This window comes from Vibrio floridensis, assembly GCF_021852965.1.
In the GTDB taxonomy this organism is placed as follows: Bacteria; Pseudomonadota; Gammaproteobacteria; order Enterobacterales; family Vibrionaceae; genus Vibrio; species Vibrio floridensis.
Genome location: NZ_JAKGCY010000014.1, coordinates 34,596 through 61,015, shown reverse-complemented (window position 1 = coordinate 61,015; position 26,420 = coordinate 34,596). Strand labels below are relative to the sequence as shown.

Genomic DNA, 26,420 nt, shown 5'->3' with positions numbered 1-26,420 from the left:
AACCGTCCCTTTGCTTTTACAGGTTATCTCTTTCACCAAGAATCAGTGATTTTGTGCCAGCGTCAGCGCTTTACGTGACACTTCATGCGCGGCTTTGTTGAGGTTTTGCTTCTCAAGCGCATCGGCTAGGAAAGCGTAGTCGGAAACACTCGAACGTACTTTCAGTGCCGTTTCAAAGTGCGACTGTGCTTGTGGCCATTTTCCTTCACGGAAATACAACTGCGCCAGTGCGCTGTGCGCTTCGGCGTTGTGGTTGTCGTTTTTCACATTCTGTTCGAGCATCACAATCACAGGATGCACATCGCTAAGGTTGAGTTGTGGCAGGAGTGCATACAGCTCTGGCGATGGTGATTTTTTCAGTGCTTCTTTGATCACGGTGAGTGCTTCGTGGTCGGCTTTACGGGCAATCAACTGTTTGGCAAAGCAGGCCACCAAATGTGGGTCTTGTTTGACTTTGCGTGGCAGTGTATTCCAGTGTTTGATTAATCCTTCACTGCCTTGTTGCCCAGCAACGTCGGCCAGTAAACCGCACTGAGCTCGTTGGTGCATCTGTTCGGCGTCCTCTGGGGAGATCAACGCTTGCTTGTTGAGTGTTGGCAAGAGGTCAATCAGAGGCTGCCATAACTTGAGCTCTAGGTAAGTGGTTTTGAGCAAGTTCAGCGCAATCGGATTATTGGGGTAGCGACCTTTGAGAGACTGCAAGCTATCAAACGCCAGCGCAAATTCGCCCTCTCGTACCAACTGCTTTGATCGGGTTAGCTCTACCGCCAAGTAGGCGTTTTCTTGCTCGGCGGCCAATGCTAAGTAGTGATCGCGCTTGGCTTTGTCACCTTGGCCATCCGCTGCTTCTGAGGCCACTAAGTAACAAAGCAGTGGCATGTCATGATGGCTTGCCCAGCGTGTCACTTTCTTCTCTGCGCCTTTCCAGTCGCCTTCCAGCAACTTGATGATGCCTTCGTTAGTGTAACGACGAGAGCGGCGCATTTTGCGTACGCTAAACCAGTTCCACGTGGTGAAACCGGTATAGAGTACTTTTTTAACTAGGTATTCTAAGCCAAACAAACCGGCCAAAGCCGCGACAATGAAAATCACCAACGTGGTGACGCTCATTTCAATGGTGGTGTTGGCGATCGAGATCAGCACATAGCCCTGCTGGCCAGAAAACTGGGTACCGACAAACAGCCCGGCACCAAGCACGACAAAGAGGAAGATCAAACGAATCATTGCTGCGCCTCCGTGCTGGTCATGCTAGTGACTTCACGGCGTAGACGTTCACGAATCACATCCGCCAATTGATTTTGCGTTTGCAGCTTCACAGGGTATTGCACCTGAATTTTTTGCTCGCTGAGCTGTTTCAACGACTGAGTAAACTCTTTCACCGTGTTGTTATCTTGGTTAAAGAACGCTTGCGACCACGCTTCTGCGGTGGTGAGTGAGCTGGTGTAAACCTCACCTTGTTCTTGATAGACCGCTTTGATGGCGGTTTCGATTTTCGCTTTGATGTTCTCTTTCAGATAGAAGTGCTGCTCTGGCGACAGCAGTGGAATGACGTTGCCATCACGAGTACGGAAGGTAATGAAGTTCTCTGAGAAGGCTTTGAGCGACGCCATTAAGTTGTTTTGCCAGTTGTTGATGTCGTCAGAGACTTGTTGTTTCTCGACGGTTTTCGCTTCTGGCAGAATGGCATTTGCCAATGGCAATTGGTCGACTTGTTGTTGCAGTGCGGTCAAACGCAGCACTAAACCATCGCGGTCAATCAGCGGAATGGTTTTCAGATCGGTAATGTCTTTGGCCATCGCTTTGCGCAGAGGCACGAGGCTTGGATCGTTGAGTGCCGCGATGCGTTGGTCGGCACTTTCCATCAAGCTGGTGGCGCTCACGACGTCATGCTCAAGGAACAGTTTTCGCCCCGCCAGTTTGACGAGGTAGTCGGCTTCCGCCAATAACCAATCGTTCGGGCGACGGCCTTTTACGTCCGCCATTGCAAGTTGCAAGCTTTCGATGCTTTTCTGCTGCTGAGCCAGCACCACTTCTGCTTTGTGAGTGACTTCGGTCGCTTTGGCGACGGTCTCTTGCTTCACTTGGTTAAGCTCAGTGCTCATCGCGCTTTGCGTTTGTTGCAACTGATTTTGCAGCGCAGCGATTTGTGCCTGATATTGGCTGTTTTGCTGTTGAAGCTGGAACGCCACGCCGCCAGTGCCCAACAACGCAATGATGATGGCAAGGATACTGAGTTTTTGGCTCGGTTTTTTATCTTCTTTCTTTGCAGCGGCTGCTGGTGGCGGTGTTGTTGGTGTCACCGTTGGTTCATCGGCTGAAACGGACGCAGTCGATTCGGTGTTCGATGTTTCTGGCGTGGAGGCGTCAGAGGTTATTGGTTGAGAAGTTGTTTCTTCAGGCTTATTTGGCTCGTTATTTTTTTTACTTGTCATGAGTTTGTCCTGTGTTACTTAGGCTGGAGAGCAGCCAGTAAATCTTTGTTCGAGGCACTTCCTACATTGCAAACCTGAGTAAAGCCAAGTTGGGTCGCAATGGCAGCAATACGTTCGCTGGGAACCAGCAAGCGTTGTTGATATAACCAAAATTTACCCTCATCACTCATTTGAGCGTGGAGGTAGTCGAGTTGTTCTGCACTGGTGACAATCAGAGTGTCGACGCCCTGATCGCGCCATAAGGTGAGAGAGCTTACCGCATCAAAGGGGATCAATTCTCTCTGGTAGGTCTCACAATACCGGACGTCAGCCCCTCGTTGGCTCAATGCCTGATGTATCAGTTCTCGTCCGCCGTTACCGCGTAGAATCAGTACGCGTTTTCCAGCTATCCGATTGAACTCTGGGAGTTGTAGGAGGTGCTCGCTATCACTGACCGTCGGGTAGTTTACGTCTTGGTGGGTAACTTTGCTCAAATAGTGTGCGGTTTTTTGACCAACGGCAAGGTAAAGCGCGTTTTGCGGCCAGTTTTGTTGCTGTGCTTTGAGGATGTGTTCGGCGCAATGCACCGCATGTTGACTCACCGCGATGATCACATCGCTTTGCTTCAGGTCGTTGGCGAGGGTGTTGAGTGAGCTATTCGCAACGATATCAATAAGAGGGTGCTGGAGTGCAGGGACTCCAGCTTGTTGAAGCAGTTGGCAAAGCGCTTGGCCTTGCTCGGCTGGCCTTGTTACCAGTACCGCCATGTTATTCGTGGTCTTGGTACAACTTAGTGAGGATCTCTCTGGCGCCCTCATCCAGCAGTCGATTGGCCAATTGCACGCCTAATTGTTCCGCCTGTGCGCGAGGGCCACGAATTTCACCACGGACGATTTCGCTGCCGTCTGGCTCGCCCACTAAAGCACGTAGCCAGATCTCATCACCCTCAAGCAGCGCATAGCTACCGATTGGCACTTGGCAGCCGCCTTCTAAGGTGAGGTTCATGGCGCGTTCGCATTTGACGCGATCGGCCGTATCGGCGTGGTTCAGTGGTTCGAGAAGCTTGAGAATACGCTCATCGTCAGTACGACATTCAATGCCCACAGCACCTTGGCCTACGGCAGGGAGCGATTGTTCTGGCTCAATAAAGCTGCGGATGCGCTCTTCCAGTTCAAGACGTTTCAGACCAGCGGCCGCGAGAATGATCGCGTCGTACTCACCCGCATCGAGTTTGCTTAAACGAGTGCCGACGTTGCCGCGCAGTTCTTTGATCACCAAATCTGGGCGATAGGCTTTCAATTGGCATTGACGACGCAAGCTACAAGTGCCGACAACCGCGCCTTGAGGCAGTTCATCAACATGATGGTAGGTGTTTGAGACAAAGGCATCGCGAGGATCTTCACGCTCACAAATCGTCACCAAACCTAAACCTTCCGGGAAATCCACTGGCACGTCTTTCATCGAGTGAACGGCGAGGTCAGCACGACCTTCCAGCATTGCCACCTCGAGCTCTTTGACAAAAAGGCCTTTGCCACCCACTTTGGCAAGAGGGGTATCAAGAATCACGTCGCCTTTGGTCACCATGGTCACCAGCTCGACTTCCAAGCCCGGATGGGCTTTCTGTAGCGCATCTTTTACGTAGTAGGCTTGCCATAGAGCGAGGGGGCTTTTGCGTGTTGCGATTCGGATTGGCGTTGAGTGTGTCATTGTCTTCCCAATATCTTGAACGTTCTGATTTGGGCTAATCCTACCACTCTCACTGCTAAAGTCTTACTGTTAGTTGGTGGAACTGATGCTACCGTTAACGAAATGGTAGGTGAGACTGAAATAGTGTGATTGGATTCTCATTTGGCGGATGGACTATTATTAGTTATAAAGATTACAAGCGACACTTAGCCGCCGAGTTTGAGGCCGTGCTCTGCCTATCACCAGCGCGAGTGTGGTGGTGAAGAATGCAGCGCATTTGTCTTTACCAATACGGATGGAAGTGTTAAATTGATCACGTTTTTTAGCCAGGATGGCTCAAAACTTATGCAGACGTGTCTCAATATTGAAACCAAGGATATCCCTTGCAGGCTTATACCGAAAAATTAATCCAGCGATTAGATACCCTCAACCGGCAACGCATCGAGCGTGCGCTGGCGCTTATGGATTTGCAAAGTCAGCAAGTATTCCACCTTATCCCGGTTTTACTGCACTTTAATCACCCCGCTATTCCCGGCTATTTTGACGCTGATGTTCCCTTTGGGGTGCATGGGCTTAAGCTCAATGATATTCAACAGCAGTTTGTTGATGACACGGAATTAACCCTAGGTCAGTCCTTACCTCGCGCGCCGCATGCACAAATTCTTGGTCTCTATACCATGGGCAGTACCTCGTCCATTGGCCAAAGCACCTCCAGTGATCTCGATATTTGGGTCTGCATTCCTACACAAATGGGCCATGACGAAAGAGAGAGCCTCGCCAATAAATGCTTACTGATCACCGATTGGGCGCAGATGCATGGCGTAGAAGCCAACTTTTTCTTGATGGATGAAGATCGTTTCCGCAGCAACCGCTCGGAAGAGATGACGGGTGACAACTGTGGTTCGTCACAGCATATGTTGCTGTTGGATGAGTTTTATCGTTCAGCGGTACGTCTTGCTGGGCAGCGCTTGTTGTGGCAAATCGTGCCGCCTGAGATGGAAGAGTGCTACGAACAATACGTGGCAGAGCTGTGCAATGGTGGCCACATCAATTGCAATGAGTGGATCGATTTTGGTCAACTGAGCCGCATTCCGGCTGAAGAGTACTTTGGTTCGAACTTGTGGCAGCTCTACAAGAGTATCGACTCGCCATACAAGTCGGTATTGAAGGCAATTTTGCTTGAAGCGTATTCGTGGGAATACCCACACACGCAATTGCTGAGTATCGACAGTAAGCGTCGTTTCTTTGCTCATGAACCAGATCTCTATGGGATGGATGCGTACTATCTGATGCTGGAGAAGGTCACTCGCTATCTCGAACGTATTAATGACCACACACGTTTGGATCTGGTGCGTCGCTGCTTTTATCTCAAAACCCATGAAAAACTCTCGCGTGAACCGGGTATCGGTTCCGTGGCGTGGCGCCGCGAAGCGTTGCGTGAGTTGACCAGCCAATGGCAATGGTCGCAGGCGGTGATTGCGGAGTTGGATAACCGACGTAACTGGAAAGTGGAACAGGTCAAAGTGGTGCATCATGCTTTGCTTGATGCCTTGATGCAGAGTTACCGCAACCTGATTCAGTTTGCTCGTCGTAACGATATTACCTCGGCGATTAGCCCTCAGGACATCAGTATTCTTGCGCGTAAGCTTTATGCGGCGTTTGAAGTGTTGCCGGGTAAGGTGACGCTGCTCAATCCACAAATTTCCCCAGACTTGCACGAACCCGATTTGAGCTTCATTGAAGTGCGCCAAGGGCGCATCAATAAATCCGGCTGGTATCTGTATAAGCAACCGCTGATTGCGCACCGCATTTTGGGCCAGCCGTATCTTGAGCATCATGAATACTTAAGTAAGTTGGTGGCGTGGGCGTTCTTTAATGGCTTGATCACTGAGTCCACTCGTTTACACGCGGTAGTAAAAGAAGCGCAACTGGACATCGATAAGTTCTATCAGATGGTGAGCGATCTGCGTAATACCTTCTCGCTGCGTAAACGCCGTCCGACCATGCAAGCGTTAGCCAGCCCATGTGAAATCAGCCAATTGGCGATGTTCATCAATTTTGAAAACGATCCCACCGCTGAGCTGTCTGGACGCTCATTAAAAGTCGATCTTAAGAACGCCGACATCTTCAGTTTTGGTGCGGAACAGAAATGTTTGATTGGCAGTGTCGATCTGGTTTATCGCAACTCTTGGCATGAAGTGCGGACTCTGCATTTCCGTGGTGAAACCGCAATGTTGGATGCACTGAAAACCGTGTTGGGCAAAATGCACCAAGACGCGATCCCACCAGAGTCGGTGGATGTGTTCTGCTACAGCAAGAACTTACGTGGCGTGATGCGCAATATGGTGTATCAACTGTTGGCTGAGTGCATTGATTTGCGCCTGAAGCCGGTGGAGCAAGAAAAGCGTCGCCGTTTTAAAGCGATTCGCTTGGCAGCTCAGACTTACGGTTTGTTCTTTGAACGTCGTGGCGTATCGGTGCAGAGGTTAGAAAATTCAGTCGATTTTTACCGCAGCATCTCGACGAATAAACTCAAGGGCTCACCGCTGCTGATGCTGGATCGTGAGGACGACTATCATCTACCGCCCGTGGTGGATGGTTTTGCCAGCGAAGGCTTGATTCAGTTTTTCTTTGAAGATACGGAAAAAGGCTTCAACATTTATGTGTTGGATGAAGCCAACCAAGTGGAAGTGTATCACCAGTTTAGCGGCTCTAAAGATGAGATGATCGCCAGTGTGAACAGTTTCTACACCGCGGTGAAAGACGACAAGCATGTTGCCTCGAAATGCATTAACTTCAACTTGCCTCAGTATTATCAAATCATTCATCCGCAAGAGGAAGGGCAGGAGTCGTACATTATTCCTTATCGTAACGATGCCTGTACTCAAACCAAGATGTCAAAAGCGGTCAACGTATAGTTACCTAGCCGCTGAGTTACCTAGCCACTTAATGGCTTAACGATAGCTACGCGTCTTACTCTACTCGAAACACAAAGAGCACCGAAAGGTGCTCTTTGTGTTTGTGCGTTGCTGGTGTGAGACGACGTTGGTTTAAGCCCAATCGATCGATTCACCCGCGTGCTTTTCACACTCTTGTTTGACCATGTGTGCAAACTCAACGCCAGTCTTGGAGCAAATCCACTGACCCGCTTTGTATTGGAAGTGGAAACCGCCGGATTTCGAGGCTAACCAAATTTCTTGCATCGGCTCTTGGCGATTGATGATGATTTGGCTGCGGTCATCAAATTCTAACGTCATCACGTTGCCCGTGGTTTCGTAATCGATGTCTGCGCCTGATTCATCAATCGCTTCTTCAATGAGTTGCAGCTCGTTATCCACTAGTTGATGAAATTCAGTATTGTTCATCCTATCTATCCTATTGCTTTTCCTGAGTGTGGTGCGATTATAGGGGGCATTGAATCAATAATCACGATATGCAAAATGAAAAAAATACTTACTGTGCTGTTAACCTTGTCGGTAGCGCTCTTGGCCGGATGTGGTCAATCGGGCGCTTTGTACATTCCAGATGACGCTCAACAATCTGAGCAATCACAGTAGGCATCGCAACTGATTTAGCAGTCGACCATATTATAAGGGAAGTGAATTTTGGATTATTTCAATTATCAGGACGATGGTCAGCTCTGGGCGGAAGAGGTTTCCTTAACCAGTCTGGCTGAGCAGTACGGCACACCTCTGTATGTTTATTCGCGTGCGACGCTAGAGCGTCACTGGCATGCGTTTGACCGCTCGGTAGAAGGGCATCCTCACCTGGTTTGTTATGCGGTGAAAGCCAACTCGAACCTGGGGGTACTGAACACCTTGGCGCGATTAGGCTCTGGTTTTGACATCGTATCCGGTGGTGAATTGGAGCGGGTGTTGGCCGCTGGCGGCGACCCACGTAAAGTGGTGTTCTCTGGTGTGGGCAAAACCGAAGCGGAAATGCGCCGTGCGCTTGAACTCAACATCAAGTGCTTTAACGTCGAATCGGAACCTGAACTTGAGCGTTTGAACCGCGTTGCGGGAGAGTTAGGTGTGAAAGCGCCAATCTCACTACGCATTAATCCCGATGTGGACGCCAAGACCCATCCTTATATCTCGACTGGTTTGCGTGACAACAAGTTTGGTATTGCGTTTGATCGCGCGCCTGCGGTATACCAATTTGCCCAAAGCCTAGCAAACCTTAACGTCCAAGGTATCGACTGCCATATCGGCTCGCAGCTTACTGCGATTGACCCATTTATCGATGCGACCGATCGCCTGCTGGCTTTGATCGATAACCTAAAAGAGCAAGGCATCAACATTCGTCACCTTGATGTGGGTGGTGGCCTTGGCGTGGTCTACCGCAACGAATTGCCGCCTCAGCCTTCTGAATACGCTAAAGCGCTGTTGGGGCGTTTAGAAAATCACCAAGATTTGGAACTGATTTTTGAACCAGGACGTGCGATTGCTGCGAACGCAGGCGTATTGCTGACCAAAGTAGAATTTCTCAAGCACACCGAACACAAAAATTTCGCCATCATTGATGCAGCGATGAACGATTTGATGCGCCCTGCGCTGTACCAAGCGTGGCAAGACATTGTGCCCGTTCAGCCGCGTCAAGGCGAAGCGGTGACTTATGACTTAGTTGGGCCAATTTGTGAAACCGGTGATTTCCTTGGTAAGGACCGTTCGCTGGTATTGGCAGAGAACGATTTGCTGGCGGTTCGCAGTGCGGGCGCTTATGGCTTTGTTATGTCGTCCAACTACAACACGCGCGCACGAGCAGCCGAAGTGATGGTGGATGGCAAAAAACACCATTTAGTTCGTCAGCGCGAAGAACTGCGTAGCTTGTGGGAACTAGAAAACATCCTTCCGGAGTAACGAGCTTTTTATGCATTTCCATTTTTCTAAAATGCACGGTTTGGGTAACGACTTTATGGTGGTCGACTGCATTACTCAAAACGTTTACTTCTCTCAAGAGCTGATCCGCCGTTTGGCGGATCGTCATACTGGCGTTGGTTTTGACCAACTGCTGGTGGTGGAAGCACCTTACGATCCTGAGACGGATTTCCACTATCGTATTTTCAATGCTGATGGCAGTGAAGTGGAACAGTGTGGCAATGGCGCGCGCTGTTTTGCCCGCTTTGTTCGCATGAAAGGGCTGACCAATAAATACAGCATCAGTGTCAGCACCAAGAAAGGCAAAATGATTCTTGATGTGGAAGAAGACGATGAAATCACCGTTAACATGGGTGTGCCAGAGTTTGAACCGAACAAAATCCCTTTCCGCGCCAAGCAAAAAGAGAAAACCTACATTATGCGTGTTGGCGAAAAAACGCTGTTTTGCGGTGCGGTGAGCATGGGCAATCCACATGTCGTGACAGTGGTGGATGACGTTGATAGCGCGGAAGTGGAGACGTTAGGTCCATTGCTTGAATCGCATGAGCGTTTCCCTGAGCGCGTCAATGCCGGATTTATGCAAGTGGTCAATCGTGAACAGATTCGCCTGCGCGTGTATGAGCGTGGTGCGGGTGAAACGCAGGCTTGTGGCAGCGGCGCGTGTGGCGCGGTGGCGGTCGGCATCTTACAAGGCTTGTTGGATGAAAACGTCACCGTGAGTTTGCCTGGCGGCGATTTGCTCATTCACTGGAAGGGGCCTGGTACGCCACTTTATATGACGGGACCTGCGACCCATGTATTTGATGGTCAGCTGTCTTGCTAGAACCCACGGATTCTAGCCACCGCGGGTGATGAGTTTTCATCACCTTGCATGAGTTATCGTTTGAGGAAATGTTTTGTCTTACCCTGAAGCCGATGCTCTGACCGCCGAAGTGGTGGCGGAGTATCTTCAAGATCATGCCGATTTTTTTGTTCATCGTCCGGAGTTGGTCGACCGCTTGAACTTTCCGCACCCGGAACAGGGGACAGTATCGCTTGTCCACATTCAACTGAACCGTCAACGCCAACGTATTGAAGCATTGGAAGAAGAGATCACGACCTTGATGTCTTTGGCGGCGAACAACGATCGCACCTTTTATGAGTTCATGGACCTGCAAGAGCAGATCCTGCGTTGTCGCGATTTTCAGCAAGTGGTGAAGGCGATAGAGCTCAAAGCGCATGAACTCGGTTTGGTGGCCTATGTGCGTTTGCTGAACCAATGTGAAGCAAAGCACCAACTGAGTTTGGAAAATTACCAGCGTTTTGCCACCAACCATCTCAATGGCAAATCGGCGTATTTGGGTCGTCTGCGCAATGCTGATCGCGAAGCGCTGTTTGGTGATTTGCCCGTACCAGAAATGGGCTCTTACGTGGTCTTGCCGCTAGTGAAGCAACATCCCCTTGGTTTGCTGGCGTTTTCCAGTGCCGATGGGGGTCATTTCCAACCGGAGATGGATACCTTGTTCCTTCGTCACCTCTCGTTAGTGGTGGCCCATTTAGCTCAAACCCTTGCTTGGCAATTGCAGCATGACGACAGCGTCAAACACACCACTGCCTAGTGGCCTGAGAAAGCCGCTTGATCAGTTCTATGAGTACTTGCGTGCGGAAAAGGGCTTAAGCCTGCACACCCAGCGCAACTACAAGCAGCAACTGGAAACCATGGCGGAACACTTGCACAGTATGGGGCTGAAAGCGTGGCCGCAAGTCGACGCAGGTTGGGTACGCCAACTAGCGGGCAAAGGGATGCGCGAGGGGATGAAGGCGAGCAGCATCGCGACGCGTCTGTCTTCGCTGCGCAGCTTCTTCGACTTTTTGATTTTGCGTGGCATCCTCACGGCCAATCCAGCCAAAGGGGTTTCGGCTCCGCGCAAAAAACGTCCTCTGCCCAAAAACCTCGATGTTGATGAAGTGAATCAACTGCTCGACGTGAATGAGGATGATCCGCTGGCCATCCGTGATCGCGCCATCATGGAGTTGATGTACGGTGCGGGATTGCGCTTGGCCGAATTGGTCGATATCGATGTCCGTGATGTGCATTTGCGCAGTGGTGAAATTCGCGTGATCGGTAAAGGCAACAAAGAACGCAAAGTGCCTTTTGCAGGTATGGCGGTCGAGTGGGTTGGAAAATGGTTAAAAGTGCGCAGTGGTTTGGCGGACCCAAGTGAGCCGGCGTTGTTTGTCTCGAAGCTGGGCTCGCGTATTTCCCATCGCAGTGTGCAAAAGCGCATGGCCGAATGGGGCCAAAAACAGGCCGTGGCCAGCCACATTACGCCGCATAAACTGCGTCACTCATTTGCTACGCACATTCTCGAATCGAGCAATAACCTGCGTGCGGTGCAAGAATTACTTGGCCACGAAAACATTTCGACCACGCAAATCTATACTCACCTCGATTTCCAACATTTGGCCGATGTGTATGATCAAGCGCACCCAAGGGCGCGTAAAAAATCTTCTCAACACAAAGAGGAAGATGAATGAAACACTACCGCCCGCTGCAGCCGATCGCGGCAATGACCTTCGACTTAGACGATACCTTGTATGATAACCGTCCGGTGATTGAACGCTTGGAGCGTGAGGTGCTGGCGTGGCTCGCCGCGCAGCATCCTGCGACACAAGTGATGAGTCATAGCGATTGGTCTCAGTTAAAGCGTGAAGTGGCGGCAAGCTCCCCGCAATTGCGCAGTGATGTGACGCAGCTGCGTCATCAGCAACTGACCCAGGCGTTTTTGCGTCTTGGGTACGATGTGGCGGCGGCGAAGCAAGCGGCGGATGAGGGGGTTGCGGTGGCGTTGTATTGGCGCAGCCAGTTGGTGGTGCCATCCGAAACGCACCGTGTCATGAGATTATTGGCGGACAAACTGCCTTTAGTGGCGATCACTAATGGTAACGTGGATGTCGCGGCGATCGGCCTGGATGGCTACTTTCAAACCATCTTAAAAGCCGGTCCTGATGGGGTGGCTAAACCAGCGAGCGATCTGTTCCAGCGTGCGGAGCAGATCTTGCAGTTGCCGGCGCAGCGCATTCTCCATGTTGGCGACCACTTACTCTCGGATGTACATGGTGCCAATTTACATGGTTTTATGTCGTGCTGGATCAATCCAAAGCAGATCAATCTACGTCAGCAAGCCAAAGCAAAAACACTGCCTAATTTAGAAATCAATGAATTAAGTCAGTTATTACTACTTTTGTAAGCCCGCTCTCAATCCTATCAATCTTCCCTGCATAACGCTGGTTTTGCTGAAAAAAGCATCATAAATTAGAATTCTCATAATTGGAACATGCAGGGTTTGCGCCCATTTGACGTCGGGGTTGATACGGATATGCAGACTTTCTCGTTCTGGGTCGAGGATCTTGCGCAGTTACAAGCGATGACCGCCGGTTATCGCTGGGACGCGCACAATGCCTATTTGGTGCAGATTTTCTCCACTCAGACGGCTTTTATCACACAGGGATACGCTCGGCATCTGCTGGCGCATTTGCCGAATGTGGACATCATAGGCCACAGTACGCAGCACACCATTCGAGGCGGTGAAATTTTAACCGGCGGTTGCTTGGTGGTGATCGCGGAATTTTGTCACACCACACTGACTTCGGCAGTGGTGGCCTATTCGGGATCCGCAGAGCTGGATGGTTATGATTTACGCCAAGCATTGCAATTAACCCCCACCAGCCGAGCGGTGATCAGCTTTTCCGTGCAAGTGGAACGGCAAGATTACCTACTGTACGGCACGTTCAATGATGGCATCGCAACGCCAGTGTGCGGCGGTTTAGCGCAAAGTGGCGCTGACGGGTGTTGGGTGCTGCACCAAGACCAGCTCTACACGCAAGCGGCGGTGGCCGTGGCTTTGCACAGTGAACAGCTAAAAGTATGGACCAGCGCGTACTCAGAGTGGAACCCGGTTGGCATGTACCATGCCGTTACGGCCGCCGAAGGGCAGCGTCTCATTTCTCTTGGTAATAAGCCAGCCTACGAGGTTTACAAGCGTTACTTGGCCGACGGCCATGAGCTCTCGGCCAGCCATCTGCTCAATTTTCCGCTCTACCGAGAACGAGGCAAACACAAAGAGGTGTGTGCGGTGCGAGAGATCCACAGCGATGGCAGTATCTCTTTCGATAAAACCTGGTCTATCGGCGATCAGGTGCGTTTTTGCTACAACCACCCTTCGTTAACCTTAGAGCAGCTCAAACATGGTGTGGTGGAGCTGGCGCTGCATCAACCGGAAACGGTGTTTATCTACAATTGTGCGTCTCGGCTCGATTTTATCGATGGTTGCCAAGAGGTGGCGCCTTTTCATCAGATCGCGATCAGTCATGGCAGCTACTGCATGGGCGAGCTATATCATGATGGCGTCAAACAAGATCTGTTACACCACAGCTTAACTTACCTTGCGATGCGCGAAAGCGATGAGGTAGCCGAGCTTAAACTGCCCGCTGATGATGTCGACAGCACCATCTCACCGCTGTTTTGTTTGATTCGCAATGCGATTGCCGATCTCGACCAAGTGCAGTCCCATATGGAGTATCAACTGGAGCGGCAAACGCTGAAACTGCAAGAAAGTTATCGCCGTGACAGTCGCACCGGTTTACAAAATCGCATCGCCCTGAAAGAGTATTTGTCGACCATTCGCGATGATGAACATTTGTTGACCTTAAAGCTGCTCAACTTCAGCCACATCAATGAAAAATATGGTTATCAGGTCGGTGATGAGCTGCTGCGTATGTTGTCGGTGAGTTTCTTAACTCGTCTGAGGCGGCGCTTGGGCAAACAAGCGGATATGCAGCTCTACAGCATTGGTGTTGGTGAATGGGCATTTGTCTTTCGTGCTGAAATCTGCGGTGACATCATCAAGCAGCAATTTACCCGTTTTGCCGATGTGATTGAGCAAACCAACTTCGAACCGTCTGGTTTGGAGCAAGTGGATTACCTGTCGATTTCATTGTGTGGTGGCTTAGCCAGTCGGCGAGATTTCCCGCAAGCCAGTGGCGACGAACTGCTGCTCAAAGCGATTGAGGCGCGGCGCGCTGGGGTGCGCAGCAACACCCATATTTGCAATGCCAAAGACATTCAAGTGAGTGACGAGCGACGCAAAGAGCAACTGGCTTGGCTCAGTTGCGTCAGCCGGGCGATTTTGCAGCAAAATATCGTCACGTATGCGCAACCGCTGTTTCACGCCGACGGCACCACCCCCTACTCGCAAGAATGTTTGGTGCGAATCGTCGAAAACGATGGACGCATTATTTTGCCAGGGCAGTTTTTGCCGATGATTGCCGACACCCACCTCTATACCCGTTTGAGCCGCCATATGATTCAAAGCACCTTGAACTATATGCGAGAGAGAAGCGGGAAGTTTTCGATTAACCTCTCCCCGCAAGATCTGTTGAGCGATAAAACCATGCTGCTGTTGGAAACGGCGATTCGTCAGCTCAATGACCCTAGCCGTATCGGTTTGGAGGTGTTGGAATCGGAGCAGATCAAAGATTATGGCCGCATGATTGAAGTGTGCAGCCATTTCCGTCAGTTGGGGGCGCGCATCATTGTTGACGACTTTGGCTCGGGTTACTCCAACATCGACGAAATTATTAAGCTTGAGCCAGACATCATCAAACTCGATGGCAGCTTGATCCGCAACATCGACCAAGACAGCAAACAGCGCAAGATCGCCAGTCAGTTGGTGCGCTTGTGTCAGGTGCTGGAAGCGAAAACGGTGGCAGAGTTTGTCCACAATCAGCAGGTGTGTGAAATCGCCCAAGACATGGGAGTGGATTACTTACAGGGCTATTATCTCGGCCAGCCAAGTCGCTTATTCTGAGGGGGACGGGTTAGCCCTAGATGGGGCATCAGGGCTAACTTTTGTGTCGTTAAGGCTCGCTTTTTAGCGCATGGCCACTGCGATCGGCATGAAACGCCGCCAAATAATCGCGCAGCAGTTCGGTCATTGACGTGGCGTTGTGTGCTTCACCGAGTTGCTTCACTAACTCTGCCGCAATCTCTAAGGTGCACAGATTGCCTTGTTGCTGATTGCGTCTTAGTTGATAGTTCGATGCGCTGTCGCCGTGTAAAGCGAGCTGTGGCAGTGCTTGTAGCCACTCGCTTTTATTGAGCATTTTTCGCGCTTCCTGCCATGTGGCATCAAGAATGATAAACAGCGGCTGTCGCTGGGTTTGCTGGGCGCGCTCCTTTACTTGAGATAGGGCGATACTCTGTTCACTGGGGTAGAGCACCACAGGCATAAAGTGCGCATCGCTAAGGAGATCCAATAACGCTTGGGGAGGCGCTGCGCGTTGCCAAACGAACGGGCGCACGGGCAAACGGCACCAATGCAGTAATTTCCCGGTATTGGTTTCTCGCTCGACCTCATTGGGGTGCATCAATAGCACCAGTGCGACCTCACTTTGCAGTGATGGAAACTGGTCACACAAGCATTGATAACGCAGCCCACACTGAGGACAGGCTTGTGGCTTCACAGTTTCACCCCTTCGCGTACCGGGCTGATGCCATCGGAGAACAGTTCTACCGGACTGATCTGCTCACCAAGCGCGACAGGCGCAACGCTCGGATTGAGTGGATAGCTAATACCATCATATTGCATCAGGTGTGACTGAGCTTTGGCGCCGCCGCCACTGACGTTGAAGATAAGATCTTGCCAGCCGTGGTTGCGTTGATTGCCGAGGTAAATCGGTGTGTTCACCAAGGTAATGCGGCTATTGAAGCGCCAAGTTTCTTGATGATTTTCAAAAATCAGCAGGGTACACCCACCCGAGCCGCACCAATCCAATTGCGCCAGCAGTTCTTCTTTGCCATCTCCATTGAGATCGTACGTTAGCCAGCGGTATTGGTTATTGCTTGGATCGGTTTTGTGCAGACGAAAATACTCACGTATTGCCTGATCAACATCGCGACGAAACTCCGCGCTGGAGGCTACGTTACGGGTGTCTGTGGGAACGGCAGTTTGAGTGGTGATGGGAGCGTCACTCATCATTTCACCTGCGGCGGCGGGATACAAAATCAGCCCCCCTTGAGCAATCGGATAGACCACCTTGCCGACTTTTTCCTTGTCCGCTTTTAGCTGTGAGCCCGTGCGGGTGAAAATGCGTTCGGTGACTAATTTTTGCCCCTGATGATGCGTCATCACGACTTGGATCTGGTTGGGATTGAGTTGCTGCCAGTAGCCTTTTTCCACCAGAGGACGTTCTTCATTGGCATAGAGATAACGCGTTTCAGCGCTATGGTCTGCGTTGAGCTGCATGTGCACGCTAAAACCGGACGATTGGGTTGAGGTGGCCGTGTACAAACCACGCCAACCGAGCGTGGCATCGATGTTCGAGGTGGTGGCACAGCCCGATAGCTGAGTATCTTGCCAGTCAAGCGTTGCTTTCCAGCCGTAAAGGCTGTTGCTCATGGTGTCTTTGCACAAATTTTCAGTGAGGAGCAATTGGCCGTCATCAAACTGATACTCGCGTTTGCGGGGGCTGAGTTGGCTGCGGCTAATCGCACGCGTTTGCTCTTGTTTGCTCAGTTGCTTGATGGTCAGCTGATTGGCAGCAAAATCGATACGCCAGTTGGGCTCATTACCAAATGCTTGCGTTGGGCGAGCGGCTTGCTCGCAGCGGGTTGGGTTGCTGGCATCGACTAAGTTGAGTTGCTCCACCACAAACAACGCATCGTATTCCGAAGCAAAGCCTTCATCACCGGTGGTTTTTAAATGGCCGATCACTTCGCCATACATGGACTGATAGGGCAGGCTGGTCAGCGCCATCAATTGCTGACGTTGCTGAGCGCTCAGCTGTAGCCAATATTGCTGCGTACTGCCGCAAGGTGTGATGTATTGCGCTTCATGGCCGACGACCAAACTGCCTGACAGGATAAAGCTCTGTGCGACCACAGACTCTGGCTGGTTGAGATTGGCGGTTGGCAGCACAGGAGCAGATTGAGTGGCGACGGGGGCGCTGGTTGAACACGCTTGTAACAGCAACAGTGTCGATAGGGCGACTGGGTTTTTAAACGCCTTCATGTTATATCTTTCTCCATCTCTAAATCTGCTTGGACCGCATTATGGCATATTGGTTGTTTAAAACTGAACCGGACACCTTTTCTATCGACACTTTACGCGTACAAAAGGTTTCATGTTGGGAGGGAGTGCGAAATTATCAGGCAAGAAATATGCTGCGTGATGAGGTTAAAGAGGGCGATTGGGTGATGATTTACCACTCCTCGTGCAAGCAGGTTGGCGTGGCAGGGATCGCCAAAGTGGTTCGTGAAGCTTACCCCGATCATTTTCAATTTGATGCCAACAGCGACTATTACGACGCGAAATCAACGCCAGAAAACCCGCGTTGGATAATGGTCGATGTGGAATTTGTGCGCAAAACCGAACGAGTGATCCCTTTGGCGGTGTTGAAAGCCATGCCTGAGTTGGAAAACATGCCATTGGTGAAAAAGGGCAATCGCTTGTCGGTGATGCCGGTGACGGAACAAGAATGGCAGGCAATTTTGACCAAAGAAAAACTGCCGAGCCGTCGCTAGCCTTGCCGATGTGCAGCAAGGTTGTCGCAAGTGAGCAGCAGGCAAAAATAAAAACGGGGCAGCGTGGCGCTGCCCCGTGGTCATTGATGGTGCCGTATTTACAGCAGATGCTTTTGCAGATAGTGCGCCACGGCATCGTCGGCATTGCTGCCAATGATTTCGTTGTCTGGCAGGGCTTTCTTCACTTTTTCGTGAGAGGTTTCCATCACCAACCCTTTGCCAGCCATCGACAACATTTCCACGTCGTTCATCCCATCGCCAAAGGCCACACAGTTTTCCAGTGTCAGACCCAGTGATTCTGCGACCGCTTTCAGCGCGTCCCCTTTTGACACTTCCGCAGCCATCACTTCCAAACACCAAGGCGTTGAGAAGGCAATATTGAGTTGATCGCCAAAGGCTTCACGCAACTGGTTTTCAAAGCCAACCAGATGCTCGTGATCTTGCTCTGGATGGGTGAAGAAGATTTTTGCAATGCCGTCAGTCGGTGCGTTGTCGATATCGTAAACCTTATAGGTAAAGCCCGTCTCTTCATGGAACTTGCGCATCACTTCGTCTTCACGGTTGAGGCGCCAGTCTTCGTTTTGATATAGATGAACGAAGATCTCAGGGTCTTGTTTGACAATATCAATCACCGGCTGCACAAGCTCGGCCGGAACATTTTTGCTGTACATCAGTTGGTCATGCTGGTCATGAACACGAGCACCGTTTGAGGTGATCATGTAGGCGGGAATGCCCACTTGAGCGCGAATGCCGGCCACATCGACATGGTGACGGCCAGTGGCGAAAATAAAGGTGTAACCTTGCTCATGCAGCGCTTTGAGCGTCTGCTTGGAGAATTCGCTGAGTTGGTGATTCGGTGCCAGCAGCGTGCCATCCAGATCGGAAGCAACGATTTTGGTGATCTCTTTATTTGGCAAGCTCGCAGTCATACGGCCCTCTTATGTCAGTCGGATGTGTTCAGGAAACAGGAATAAAAAGCTGCTCATGAAAATCAATCAGAGCAGCAAAAGTGACACAACACTTATCCAACTTGGATGTTTGAATGAGCGATGTTCACCAGGGGGATAAGCGCCAGTGTATGTGAAAAGCGCAGAGAAAAAGAGGGTAAATTAAACATGCTTGCTTTCCTCTTTCTGTAAAAAGCGGAACATCGCACTGAGTGCTTGATTACGGTACTGGTCTTTTTCAAACAACAATTCATGTTGCGCGCCTTCAATCGTCACCATTTCACTGCGTTTATTGGTTTTGTGCAGTTTTTTGAAAAACTGCGACTGTGCGTGATTGCTGACGATGCGATCGCCCCCCGCTTGCAACAGCAATACCGGAATGGTGAGTTGTCGCGTCAGCAAAATGCACTGTTTGGCGGCCATTAAGCCTTGCCATACCCAACGGGTGCTCGGGCCACCCACTTGCAGCTCGGGCTTGTCGCGATACAACTGTCTAAACCATTGATAACGCGCTTGGCTCTGGCTGAGTGGGTTATCTTCAAAAGGCTTCTCATAGTAGCTTTTGTGTCCCGGCGCATAAGTGGGCGTTGGGTAGACGGCGGTGAGAATCTGGCTAACCGCCATGGCTACTGGGCTGATATACCAAGGGAGATCAATACCAAACATCGGCGCACTGAGCACCAACTTATCGAATCCATGTTGCGGGTGGGTTTGTAAGTAGCGCGTGGCCACAGCACCACCCATCGAATGAGAAACAATGTATCTCTGCTGATAAGCGGAGAAATCAAAGTGCGCAATCACCGCTTCCATGTCGAGAATGTAATCATCAAACTCGTAGACGTGACCAATATCAGAGTCTTTCACCAGGCGATCTGATAAACCTTGGCCTCGATGATCGTAGCTGTAGACGTCATAGCCTTGACGGTAGAGATCAAACAGAAGCTCTTGGTACTTCCAAGCCGATTCGATTCTGCCATTGACCACCAGCACTGCCTTTTTGTGTTGTGGGTTGGTCAACTTACACCAATACAACTGCATCTTATCGCGCGTTTTTAGGAAACCCTCTTGTCGCTGCTGCCAAAGGGCAGCGATCGGGCCACCGATTGCTTGCTCAAATAAAGCCTCTTGCGTATAAGAGAGAGGTGAGCTGTTATTAACCATTAAATAAATACCTGATCATGCGTTCCTGTCGTCAATGATCAGAGAATTATCGGGGAAATGCAAATGGATACCCATGTTTGGCTGGCGTATGTTGTGACCGCCATTGTTTTCAGTTTGGCGCCGGGATCTGGTACGGTCAATTCGATCAGCAACGGCCTCAGTTATGGCACTCGCAAATCATTGGCCTCTATAGTGGGGCTGCAAATCGGTTTGTCCGTGCACATTATTCTGGTTGGGGCGGGCATTGGTGCCCTCGTCGCACAATCGGCGACAGCATTCACGGTGATCAAGTGGGTGGGGGCGGTGTACTTGGTTTGGTTGGGCATTCAAAAATGGCGAGATAGCTCGAGTTTGGTGACGGCTTCACAACAGAAGGCGATTTCAGGTTTTGCTCTGATGCGCAAAGCCGTGTTGATTAACCTCACCAATCCCAAATCGATCGTCTTTCTGGTGGCGCTGTTTCCACAATTTATCGACCCAAGCCAAGATCAAGTGACTCAGTTGGCGGTGCTAGGCATCACGACTGTGGTGATTGATGCGTTTGTGATGCTCGGTTACACCAGTTTGGCCGCTCGATTAGGGCGTTTTGTTCGTTCAGAGCGTGTAATGGTCAAAATAAACAAATTATTTGGTTCAATGTTTATGGGTTGTGGGGCATTATTGGCCGCGGCAAAATCATAACTCCCTTAATAACGGCTTGGTTTAGCGACTAGGCATAAGATAAAGCACGCCATGAACACCACTTACGTTGCTCGACAACCGATTTTTAATCGAAAAAAGCACACCTTAGGTTATGAACTTTTGTTTCGTGACGGGGAGAAAAATGCCTACCCGACGCACATTGAGTCCAACCGAGCAACGTATCGCCTGATTGTTGAGAATTTCTTGTCGATTGGCACCAATCCAACCATCATTTCCTCACGCTGCTTTATTAACTTTCCTTACCAAACCTTGATTCGCCGTTTGCCGCTAAGTTTGCCCAAGAATAAAGTCGTCATTGAAGTCTTAGAAACCTGTCAACCGACGGATGAGTTGCTTGAGGCTATTCGCGAGCTACACCAATCAGGCTACGTGATCGCGCTCGATGATTTTACCCTAACCCCAGAATGGCGTCGTTTCTTGCCCTATGTGCACATCGTGAAATTGGATGTGATGGCTCTTGGGATGGACAAAGCATGCCTAGTGGTGAAAGAGCATTTAGCACGACGAGTGAAATACCATTTCCTTGCCGAGCGGGTAGAAACCGCGGCCGAGTTTGAGCAAGCAAAACAGGCGGGTTTTAAATTTTTCCAAGGTTATTTCTTTAGTAAACCCGAAATGGTGCAAACTCGCTATGTCAGCCCTGAGCAGGTTGTGGCGTTGGAGCTGTTTCGTGAAGTGTGCAAAAGAGAACCGGATTTTGTTCGAATTGAACAGCTGATTTCGCAAGATGTGGCGCTATCCTACAAGCTGCTGCGTTTTGTCAATACTCAGTCAACTCGTTTGGAAGTGGCAATAAGCTCATTTCGCCAAGCGCTGATTTACCTAGGGCAAGACAAGTTGAAAATGTTCGTCTCTTTGGTGGTGGCGTCTTACATCTCAACCAACAAGCCACGCGAGTTGTTTAACTTGTCACTGCAACGTGCCCAGTTTTGTGAACTGATGTCGCGTCGTCTGCCATTTAGTAAGCACAACGAGCAAGGCTTTATGATTGGGTTGTTGTCGATTCTTGACGCGATGATGGATCTGTCGGTGGAGTCTTTGGTCAACGATCTGCCATTGAGCGAAATCGCGAAACAGGCATTGCTGTGCCGTGGTGGTGCCTACGGGGCATTAATTGCGCTGGAAGAGTGCTTCGAACAAGCCGATTGGCATGGCATTGAACAGCTATGCGTTAAGCTAGGCCTCTCGGTGGAAGATGTGCGCTACGAACTGGTCGAAGCGCAGCGTTGGTCGCAGGAGTTCACCCAGATTTAATCCAGTCAGCACCGCGCAATATGAATTTTTGATGACAACTGAGCCGACGCGTTGACGTCGGCTTTGTTTTTTTACAATATATTCGCATATCCATATATAGGAATGTAAACATGCTGCCACACCAGTTTTTTAAACTGCTTTCTGATGAAACTCGCGTTCGTTGCCTGATGCTGGTGGCTCGTGAAGGCAAGATTTGTGTTGGAGAGCTCACTTATGCCTTGCAAGAGAGCCAGCCGAAAGTCTCTCGTCATTTGGCACAGCTGCGAGCCAGCGGAGTGTTGGTGGATGAAAGACAGGGTCAATGGGTCTTTTATCGCCTCTCCGAACAGTTGCCTGGTTGGATGAAAAAAATGGTCGATGACTTGATTGCTTCCAACTGTTTAAAGCAAGTTTATCAACAAGATATTGCGCGCCTGCATCAGCAAGATCGTGTGGCGTGCTGTTAAATTGAAATTGAATCATTAGGGAATAGACCATGACTATCAAAGTGGGAATTAACGGATTTGGCCGTATTGGCCGCTTGGCAATGCGCGCGGCCTTTGATTGGCCAGAATTGGAGTTTGTTTTAATTAATGATGTGGCGGGGGATGCCACCACATTGGGCCACCTACTGGAGTTCGATTCAGTACAAGGGCGCTGGCACCACGAGGTGACTGTGCAAGGCCAGCAATTGCACATCAATGATCACGTGATTGAAACCACTCAACAGCGTGACATCAGTGCAGTGGATTGGTCGGGTTGTGATGTGGTGATTGAAGCGACCGGCGTGCATCGCAAAAGCAGCTTCCTCAATCAATACCTCGAGCAAGGCGTGAAACGTGTGGTGGTCAGCGCTCCAGTGAAAGAAGAAGGCATTGCCAATATTGTGGTGGGTGTGAATGACGAGATCTTCAACCCAGAGCAGCACCGCATTGTGACCGCAGCCTCGTGCACCACCAACTGCATTGCGCCAGTGGTGAAAGTGATTCACGAGAAACTCGGTATCGAACAAGCATCATTTACCACTATCCACGATCTCACCAACACGCAAACCATTCTTGATGCGCCGCACAAAGATTTGCGTCGTGCCCGTGCCTGCGGCATGAGCTTGATCCCGACAACCACAGGCAGTGCCACGGCGATTGTGGAAATTTTCCCAGAATTGAAAGATCGCATTAACGGTCACGCGGTGCGCGTGCCTCTAGCGAATGCCTCACTGACCGATATTATTTTTGATGTGAAGCGTGACACCACTGCTGAAGAGGTCAACGCATTACTCAAAGAAGCCTCGCAAGGGGAGTTAAACGGCATTCTCGGCTTTGAAGAGCGCCCATTGGTGTCGATTGATTATCGTGGCGACCAACGCTCAACTATCGTCGATGCCCTCTCTACCATGGTGGTGGGTACGCGCATGGTGAAGATTTACGCTTGGTATGACAACGAAATGGGCTACGCGACCCGTACCGCAGAGCTTGTGCGTAAAGTAGGAGCGGCATAATGGCAACGTCAATCACCTACCACCCTGTTTGGCAATTGGACCTACCGTCTGGCGCATTGGTCTTAACACCTTGCCCTGGTACCAAAGGGGTCGATTTACGTTCGTCATTACAACAGTTGGCGGACAGCGGTGTACAAGCCGTTGTGACGGCGCTGGGCGATGCGGAACTGGCGAGTAAAGAGGTCGCAGAGCTTGGCCCGTTGGTCGTCGAGCTCGGCATGCGTTGGTATCAAATCGAAATCGAAGATGACTGCGCGCCAGATGAGACCTTCGCCGTGCATTGGCAGCAAGCCAGCCCAGAGCTGCAAGCCATTCTCCGTGATGGTGGCAAAGTGGCGCTGCACTGCATGGGCGGATCCGGTCGCACCGGATTGTTCGCCGCCCATTTGCTGCTAGAGCAAGGCTGGGCATTGGGCGACATTATCCGTGAAGTGCAAGCGTTGAGACCCGGCGCCTTCACGCGAGAAGTGCAGTTGAGCTACATCGAATCTGTGGCAAACGCACAGTGAGCAGCCATTAGAGCTTTTGGATCATCATGATCCAAAAGCTTGTTAACCTGTACACAGAGGGCTAATGATGATCGCTCAACTGAGCAAAAGTGTCCGCCAATACATGCTGGTCACGTTTAACTATTGGAACTTTACCTTAACCGATGGGGCACTGCGCATGCTGGTGGTGCTCTATTTCCACGACCTTGGCTACTCGGCGCTGGCGATTGCCTCGCTGTTTTTGTTTTACGAGTTTTTTGGCGTGGTGACCAACCTGATTGGTGGATGGTTGGGGGCAAGGCTCGGGCTCAATAAGACCATGAACATCGGCTTAGCCATGCAAATCATTGCGTTGTTGATGTTGGCTGTCCCCGCCGCTTGGCTGACAATTCCTTGGGTGATGGCCGCGCAAGCACTTTCTGGTATTGCCAAAGATTTGAATAAGATGAGTGCCAAAAGCGCCATCAAAACCTTGGTACCGGACGAGCAGCAAGGCGCATTGTTCAAGTGGGTGGCCATTCTGACGGGTTCGAAGAATGCCTTAAAAGGGGCGGGCTTTTTCCTTGGTGGTCTCTTATTGGCTGTTCTCGGTTTTCAATACGCGGTACTCGTCATGGCAGGGGTACTCACCCTAGTGTTGATTGGCAGTTTGCTTAGCCTAGAGTCGGAGATGGGCAAAGCGAAAAACAAGCCGAAGTTTAATGAGATTTTCTCCAAATCAGCGCCTGTCAACATTCTTTCAGCTGCTCGCCTCTTCCTCTTTGGTGCACGAGATGTCTGGTTTGTGGTGGCACTGCCCGTTTACCTTGGCAGCGTATTTGGCTGGGATCATCTTTGGGTCGGAGGCTTTCTTGCCTTATGGGTCATGGGGTATGGCGTTGTGCAAGGCATCGCGCCGCGCATTACAGGGAAGGCGCAAGGTCGAGTGCCGGATGGTCGCAGTGCTTTTTACTGGGCCGCGTTATTGGCATTGCTAACAGGAGCCATTGCCTATGCGGTGCAACAAGCGTGGCATCCTCAGCAAGTGATCGTGATGGGCCTGTTGCTATTTGGGGCGGTGTTTGCGATTAACTCTTCCCTTCACTCGTATCTGATTGTCAGTTATGCCAAAGGCGATGGCGTCTCATTGGATGTGGGTTTTTACTATATGGCTAATGCCATGGGCCGTTTGATCGGCACACTATTGTCGGGGTGGATCTACCAAGAATTCGGTTTGGCTGCTTGCTTGTGGGTCTCTTGCTTCTTCTTGGCTTTGACGACGTTAATTTCAATCAAGCTCCCTCGCTTTGCAGCGAAAACCGCCTGATCGCAGTGTGTGAATTCTAACCAAAAGCTGACGCATGATGTCATGTGTCAGCTTTTTTTATTGCTATAGTCAAAGCCATGAAAAGCAAGAGGATAGAGAATGCGCGAAAGAGTTCAGTTTTTTGATTTGCTACGATGTGTCGCGGCGGTGGCCGTGATCGCCATTCATGTGCTTGCGCCTTATCGTCATGAGTTAGGGGCGATTCCTTTTGATCAGTGGGTGACGGCCGTTGGCATCAATGGCATTTCTCGTTGGGCGGTACCGGTTTTTATTCTTATCACTGGCGCCCTGATGCTCAGTGACACTCGGCCATTTGATCTGCCTTATTATGCTCGTCGTCGTTTAGGTAAGGTGCTGATCCCTTTTCTCTTTTGGTCGTTGTTCTATGCGCTCCTCTCCGGCTTGAGTGCGGGCGGTTTTGATAGCAGTAAAGTGACAGAAGTGCTCAGCAACAGCCCAGAGCATGCCACCTATTACCATCTTGGTTTCTTCTATTATTTTATTCCGCTCTATTTTGTGATTCCGATGTTCCAGTGGCTTGTTCGCCAGCAACGTCAGGACATCCTCTATCTCTTTACCGCGTTATGGTTGTTCACCACTGTGTTGTATCTGGCGGGTATCGATGGCCCTTGGAGCTACGAGCTATGGCTGTACAGTGGCTACCTTCCTCTTGGCTATCTGCTCTTTAGCAAAGTCCCGAATCAACGCTCAGTGGTCGTTGGGGCGGTGCTGCTGGGGGGAATGGCATTGGCTGCCACGGTGATTATGGTGGTGAGTAATAGCCTTGCTGCAGGGGATTACACCGTTGGGCGTTGGCTGTCGTATAAAACCATCAATGTGGTATTGGCGGCATCGATGGTGTTTGTGCTGTGTCGCTCTGTGGGCGAGCGGTTGTCGGCTCAATGGCAAAAGTGGGTGGCGTTGATCAGCCGCCACAGTTTAGGCATCTATTTATTGCATCCTATTTTTCTATGGCCAATGAAAGAGTTGGGTTGGTATCAGGGTCATCCTGCGTGGGTCATCCCGTTATGGGTCGTGCTGAGTGGGGCGGGTGCCTTAGCGTTGAGTTACCTATTCTCGCTCTCCGCTAAGACACGTTGGTTATTGCCTTAGCGCTTCAGGGCAAAATGAAGAAACTTATCGCCCTTGTAAGTGAGTTCCCCTTTATCGCCGGGGTTAAGAGCGTGGAAATAGTGTACCCCAACCTGAAACTCGCGTTTGGGGCCGAGAGCGCCACGTTGTACGTAGATCCAATACTCTTGATCATCTTCACCAGGCTGAGCATCGGCAATAGGGATAACCTGTTTATCAAGCACAGTGACCTGTACTTTTTGTTCTGGGGCGTTATTGCCTTGAATATGAGTACGATAGAAACGAACGAAGAGCCAACCACCAATAGCAATCAATGCGAGTACGGCAAAAACAAAGGAAATAGGCATGATGACCTCCAGTCTGAATGAGTGTCTCATTTTACAGAAGCTAGTTGCCAAACAAGGGGTTGCCAGTAGCGAATCGTGATCTAAAGATAAGAGACGATAAAATTTTCGG

Annotated in this window: 26 protein-coding genes; 16 read left to right on the top strand and 10 right to left on the bottom strand. The window is 50.5% G+C overall.

The window, feature by feature from the left end; translation table 11 throughout:
• Positions 1-42: 42 nt before the first annotated feature.
• Genes LZU85_RS17260 through hemC form a run of 4 tightly spaced genes read right to left on the bottom strand, consistent with a single transcriptional unit; the run spans position 43 to position 4,118 of the window.
• The gene (locus tag LZU85_RS17260) at positions 43-1,224 is read right to left on the bottom strand and encodes a heme biosynthesis protein HemY (RefSeq protein ID WP_237287920.1); all 1,182 of its coding nucleotides are present in this window, start codon (positions 1,222-1,224) and stop codon (positions 43-45) included.
• The gene (locus tag LZU85_RS17255) at positions 1,221-2,432 is read right to left on the bottom strand and encodes a uroporphyrinogen-III C-methyltransferase (RefSeq protein ID WP_225491092.1); all 1,212 of its coding nucleotides are present in this window, start codon (positions 2,430-2,432) and stop codon (positions 1,221-1,223) included. The genes LZU85_RS17260 and LZU85_RS17255 overlap by 4 nt, the downstream gene beginning before the upstream one ends.
• A gap of 14 nt (positions 2,433-2,446) precedes the next feature.
• Positions 2,447-3,178 (bottom strand): uroporphyrinogen-III synthase, encoded by a 732-nt coding sequence (locus LZU85_RS17250; protein ID WP_108694245.1) that lies wholly within the window; start codon positions 3,176-3,178, stop codon positions 2,447-2,449.
• 1 nt (position 3,179) lies between these two features.
• Positions 3,180-4,118, bottom strand: a complete 939-nt coding sequence (hemC, locus tag LZU85_RS17245) for a hydroxymethylbilane synthase (RefSeq protein WP_108694244.1) — start codon at positions 4,116-4,118, stop codon at positions 3,180-3,182.
• A 362-nt stretch (positions 4,119-4,480) separates the two neighbouring features.
• Between hemC and LZU85_RS17240 the strand changes: the two genes are divergently transcribed.
• The gene (locus LZU85_RS17240) at positions 4,481-7,015 is read left to right on the top strand and encodes a class I adenylate cyclase (protein ID WP_237287917.1); all 2,535 of its coding nucleotides are present in this window, start codon (positions 4,481-4,483) and stop codon (positions 7,013-7,015) included.
• A 132-nt stretch (positions 7,016-7,147) separates the two neighbouring features.
• On the opposite strand, the gene cyaY is transcribed toward LZU85_RS17240, so the two are convergent.
• On the bottom strand, positions 7,148-7,462 hold the full coding sequence (cyaY, locus tag LZU85_RS17235; RefSeq protein ID WP_011079140.1) for an iron donor protein CyaY: 315 nt from the start codon (positions 7,460-7,462) through the stop codon (positions 7,148-7,150).
• Positions 7,463-7,537: 75 nt separating this feature from the next.
• Here cyaY and lptM point away from each other — a divergent pair, with 75 nt between their 5' ends.
• From lptM to LZU85_RS17200, 7 genes are all read left to right on the top strand, one after another.
• Positions 7,538-7,654, top strand: a complete 117-nt coding sequence (gene lptM / locus LZU85_RS21190; RefSeq protein ID WP_013570924.1) for an LPS translocon maturation chaperone LptM — start codon at positions 7,538-7,540, stop codon at positions 7,652-7,654.
• 48 nt (positions 7,655-7,702) lie between these two features.
• Entirely contained in the window at positions 7,703-8,956 is a 1,254-nt protein-coding gene (gene lysA, locus LZU85_RS17225; RefSeq protein WP_237287916.1) for a diaminopimelate decarboxylase, read from the top strand.
• 10 nt (positions 8,957-8,966) lie between these two features.
• Positions 8,967-9,797, top strand: coding sequence for a diaminopimelate epimerase (gene dapF, locus LZU85_RS17220; protein ID WP_176299291.1), 831 nt, complete (start codon positions 8,967-8,969; stop codon positions 9,795-9,797).
• 73 nt (positions 9,798-9,870) lie between these two features.
• Positions 9,871-10,572 (top strand): DUF484 family protein, encoded by a 702-nt coding sequence (locus tag LZU85_RS17215; RefSeq protein ID WP_176299290.1) that lies wholly within the window; start codon positions 9,871-9,873, stop codon positions 10,570-10,572.
• Positions 10,541-11,491 carry a tyrosine recombinase XerC gene (gene xerC / locus LZU85_RS17210; RefSeq protein ID WP_176299289.1) on the top strand — a complete coding sequence of 317 codons (951 nt, stop codon included), beginning with the start codon at positions 10,541-10,543 and terminating at the stop codon, positions 11,489-11,491. Before LZU85_RS17215 ends, xerC begins: the two co-directional genes overlap by 32 nt.
• Positions 11,488-12,204, top strand: coding sequence for a 5-amino-6-(5-phospho-D-ribitylamino)uracil phosphatase YigB (gene yigB / locus LZU85_RS17205; RefSeq protein ID WP_237287914.1), 717 nt, complete (start codon positions 11,488-11,490; stop codon positions 12,202-12,204). The genes xerC and yigB overlap by 4 nt, the downstream gene beginning before the upstream one ends.
• Positions 12,205-12,333: 129 nt before the next feature.
• Positions 12,334-14,823: a bifunctional diguanylate cyclase/phosphodiesterase gene (locus tag LZU85_RS17200; RefSeq protein WP_237287949.1), complete on the top strand. Its 2,490-nt coding sequence runs from the start codon at positions 12,334-12,336 to the stop codon at positions 14,821-14,823.
• 49 nt (positions 14,824-14,872) lie between these two features.
• On the opposite strand, the gene LZU85_RS17195 is transcribed toward LZU85_RS17200, so the two are convergent.
• A complete protein-coding gene (locus LZU85_RS17195; RefSeq protein ID WP_237287913.1) occupies positions 14,873-15,478 on the bottom strand; it encodes a tRNA-uridine aminocarboxypropyltransferase in 606 nt (201 codons plus the stop codon).
• Positions 15,475-17,025: a COG3650 family protein gene (locus LZU85_RS17190; protein ID WP_237287911.1), complete on the bottom strand. Its 1,551-nt coding sequence runs from the start codon at positions 17,023-17,025 to the stop codon at positions 15,475-15,477. The genes LZU85_RS17195 and LZU85_RS17190 overlap by 4 nt, the downstream gene beginning before the upstream one ends.
• 41 nt (positions 17,026-17,066) lie before the next feature.
• On the opposite strand from LZU85_RS17190, the gene LZU85_RS17185 reads away from it, so the two are divergent.
• Positions 17,067-17,537 (top strand): EVE domain-containing protein, encoded by a 471-nt coding sequence (locus LZU85_RS17185; RefSeq protein WP_043877014.1) that lies wholly within the window; start codon positions 17,067-17,069, stop codon positions 17,535-17,537.
• A 98-nt stretch (positions 17,538-17,635) separates the two neighbouring features.
• Here LZU85_RS17185 and LZU85_RS17180 read toward each other — a convergent pair whose 3' ends face one another.
• Together LZU85_RS17180 and LZU85_RS17175 are read right to left on the bottom strand one after the other, a co-directional pair.
• On the bottom strand, positions 17,636-18,466 hold the full coding sequence (locus tag LZU85_RS17180; RefSeq protein ID WP_011149116.1) for a Cof-type HAD-IIB family hydrolase: 831 nt from the start codon (positions 18,464-18,466) through the stop codon (positions 17,636-17,638).
• Positions 18,467-18,646: 180 nt separating this feature from the next.
• Positions 18,647-19,645 carry an alpha/beta fold hydrolase gene (locus tag LZU85_RS17175; RefSeq protein ID WP_237287909.1) on the bottom strand — a complete coding sequence of 333 codons (999 nt, stop codon included), beginning with the start codon at positions 19,643-19,645 and terminating at the stop codon, positions 18,647-18,649.
• 63 nt (positions 19,646-19,708) lie between these two features.
• On the opposite strand from LZU85_RS17175, the gene rhtB reads away from it, so the two are divergent.
• The 7 genes from rhtB to LZU85_RS17140 all read left to right on the top strand — a co-directional run bounded on the left by rhtB (position 19,709) and on the right by LZU85_RS17140 (position 25,985).
• Positions 19,709-20,326, top strand: a complete 618-nt coding sequence (gene rhtB, locus LZU85_RS17170; protein WP_176299284.1) for a homoserine/homoserine lactone efflux protein — start codon at positions 19,709-19,711, stop codon at positions 20,324-20,326.
• Between the two features lie 51 nt (positions 20,327-20,377).
• Positions 20,378-21,601 carry an EAL and HDOD domain-containing protein gene (locus LZU85_RS17165; protein ID WP_176299283.1) on the top strand — a complete coding sequence of 408 codons (1,224 nt, stop codon included), beginning with the start codon at positions 20,378-20,380 and terminating at the stop codon, positions 21,599-21,601.
• Between the two features lie 110 nt (positions 21,602-21,711).
• Positions 21,712-22,047 (top strand): metalloregulator ArsR/SmtB family transcription factor, encoded by a 336-nt coding sequence (locus LZU85_RS17160; RefSeq protein ID WP_176299282.1) that lies wholly within the window; start codon positions 21,712-21,714, stop codon positions 22,045-22,047.
• A 29-nt stretch (positions 22,048-22,076) separates the two neighbouring features.
• Complete coding sequence (locus tag LZU85_RS17155; RefSeq protein WP_176299281.1) at positions 22,077-23,078, top strand: ArsJ-associated glyceraldehyde-3-phosphate dehydrogenase; 1,002 nt, start codon at positions 22,077-22,079, stop codon at positions 23,076-23,078.
• Positions 23,078-23,587: a phosphatase domain-containing putative toxin gene (locus tag LZU85_RS17150; RefSeq protein ID WP_237287907.1), complete on the top strand. Its 510-nt coding sequence runs from the start codon at positions 23,078-23,080 to the stop codon at positions 23,585-23,587. Before LZU85_RS17155 ends, LZU85_RS17150 begins: the two co-directional genes overlap by 1 nt.
• Before the next feature lie 67 nt (positions 23,588-23,654).
• Positions 23,655-24,872 carry an organoarsenical effux MFS transporter ArsJ gene (gene arsJ, locus LZU85_RS17145; protein WP_237287948.1) on the top strand — a complete coding sequence of 406 codons (1,218 nt, stop codon included), beginning with the start codon at positions 23,655-23,657 and terminating at the stop codon, positions 24,870-24,872.
• Between the two features lie 99 nt (positions 24,873-24,971).
• Positions 24,972-25,985, top strand: a complete 1,014-nt coding sequence (locus tag LZU85_RS17140; protein WP_237287906.1) for an acyltransferase — start codon at positions 24,972-24,974, stop codon at positions 25,983-25,985.
• Here LZU85_RS17140 and LZU85_RS17135 read toward each other — a convergent pair.
• The gene (locus LZU85_RS17135) at positions 25,982-26,311 is read right to left on the bottom strand and encodes a DUF2500 domain-containing protein (protein ID WP_011079159.1); all 330 of its coding nucleotides are present in this window, start codon (positions 26,309-26,311) and stop codon (positions 25,982-25,984) included. The genes LZU85_RS17140 and LZU85_RS17135 overlap by 4 nt on opposite strands.
• Positions 26,312-26,420: the final 109 nt, after the last annotated feature.

Coding starts and splice junctions, on each gene's coding strand:
- LZU85_RS17260 (WP_237287920.1), bottom strand. CDS start 1,224: ATGATTCGTTTGATCTTCCTCTTTGTCGTGCTTGGTGCCGGGCTGTTT.
- LZU85_RS17255 (WP_225491092.1), bottom strand. CDS start 2,432: ATGACAAGTAAAAAAAATAACGAGCCAAATAAGCCTGAAGAAACAACT.
- LZU85_RS17250 (WP_108694245.1), bottom strand. CDS start 3,178: ATGGCGGTACTGGTAACAAGGCCAGCCGAGCAAGGCCAAGCGCTTTGC.
- hemC (WP_108694244.1), bottom strand. CDS start 4,118: ATGACACACTCAACGCCAATCCGAATCGCAACACGCAAAAGCCCCCTC.
- cyaY (WP_011079140.1), bottom strand. CDS start 7,462: ATGAACAATACTGAATTTCATCAACTAGTGGATAACGAGCTGCAACTC.
- lptM (WP_013570924.1), top strand. CDS start 7,538: ATGAAAAAAATACTTACTGTGCTGTTAACCTTGTCGGTAGCGCTCTTG.
- dapF (WP_176299291.1), top strand. CDS start 8,967: ATGCATTTCCATTTTTCTAAAATGCACGGTTTGGGTAACGACTTTATG.
- xerC (WP_176299289.1), top strand. CDS start 10,541: ATGACGACAGCGTCAAACACACCACTGCCTAGTGGCCTGAGAAAGCCG.
- yigB (WP_237287914.1), top strand. CDS start 11,488: ATGAAACACTACCGCCCGCTGCAGCCGATCGCGGCAATGACCTTCGAC.
- LZU85_RS17200 (WP_237287949.1), top strand. CDS start 12,334: ATGCAGACTTTCTCGTTCTGGGTCGAGGATCTTGCGCAGTTACAAGCG.
- LZU85_RS17190 (WP_237287911.1), bottom strand. CDS start 17,025: ATGAAGGCGTTTAAAAACCCAGTCGCCCTATCGACACTGTTGCTGTTA.
- LZU85_RS17185 (WP_043877014.1), top strand. CDS start 17,067: ATGGCATATTGGTTGTTTAAAACTGAACCGGACACCTTTTCTATCGAC.
- LZU85_RS17180 (WP_011149116.1), bottom strand. CDS start 18,466: ATGACTGCGAGCTTGCCAAATAAAGAGATCACCAAAATCGTTGCTTCC.
- LZU85_RS17175 (WP_237287909.1), bottom strand. CDS start 19,645: ATGGTTAATAACAGCTCACCTCTCTCTTATACGCAAGAGGCTTTATTT.
- rhtB (WP_176299284.1), top strand. CDS start 19,709: ATGGATACCCATGTTTGGCTGGCGTATGTTGTGACCGCCATTGTTTTC.
- LZU85_RS17165 (WP_176299283.1), top strand. CDS start 20,378: ATGAACACCACTTACGTTGCTCGACAACCGATTTTTAATCGAAAAAAG.
- LZU85_RS17160 (WP_176299282.1), top strand. CDS start 21,712: ATGCTGCCACACCAGTTTTTTAAACTGCTTTCTGATGAAACTCGCGTT.
- LZU85_RS17155 (WP_176299281.1), top strand. CDS start 22,077: ATGACTATCAAAGTGGGAATTAACGGATTTGGCCGTATTGGCCGCTTG.
- LZU85_RS17150 (WP_237287907.1), top strand. CDS start 23,078: ATGGCAACGTCAATCACCTACCACCCTGTTTGGCAATTGGACCTACCG.
- arsJ (WP_237287948.1), top strand. CDS start 23,655: ATGATCGCTCAACTGAGCAAAAGTGTCCGCCAATACATGCTGGTCACG.
- LZU85_RS17140 (WP_237287906.1), top strand. CDS start 24,972: ATGCGCGAAAGAGTTCAGTTTTTTGATTTGCTACGATGTGTCGCGGCG.
- LZU85_RS17135 (WP_011079159.1), bottom strand. CDS start 26,311: ATGCCTATTTCCTTTGTTTTTGCCGTACTCGCATTGATTGCTATTGGT.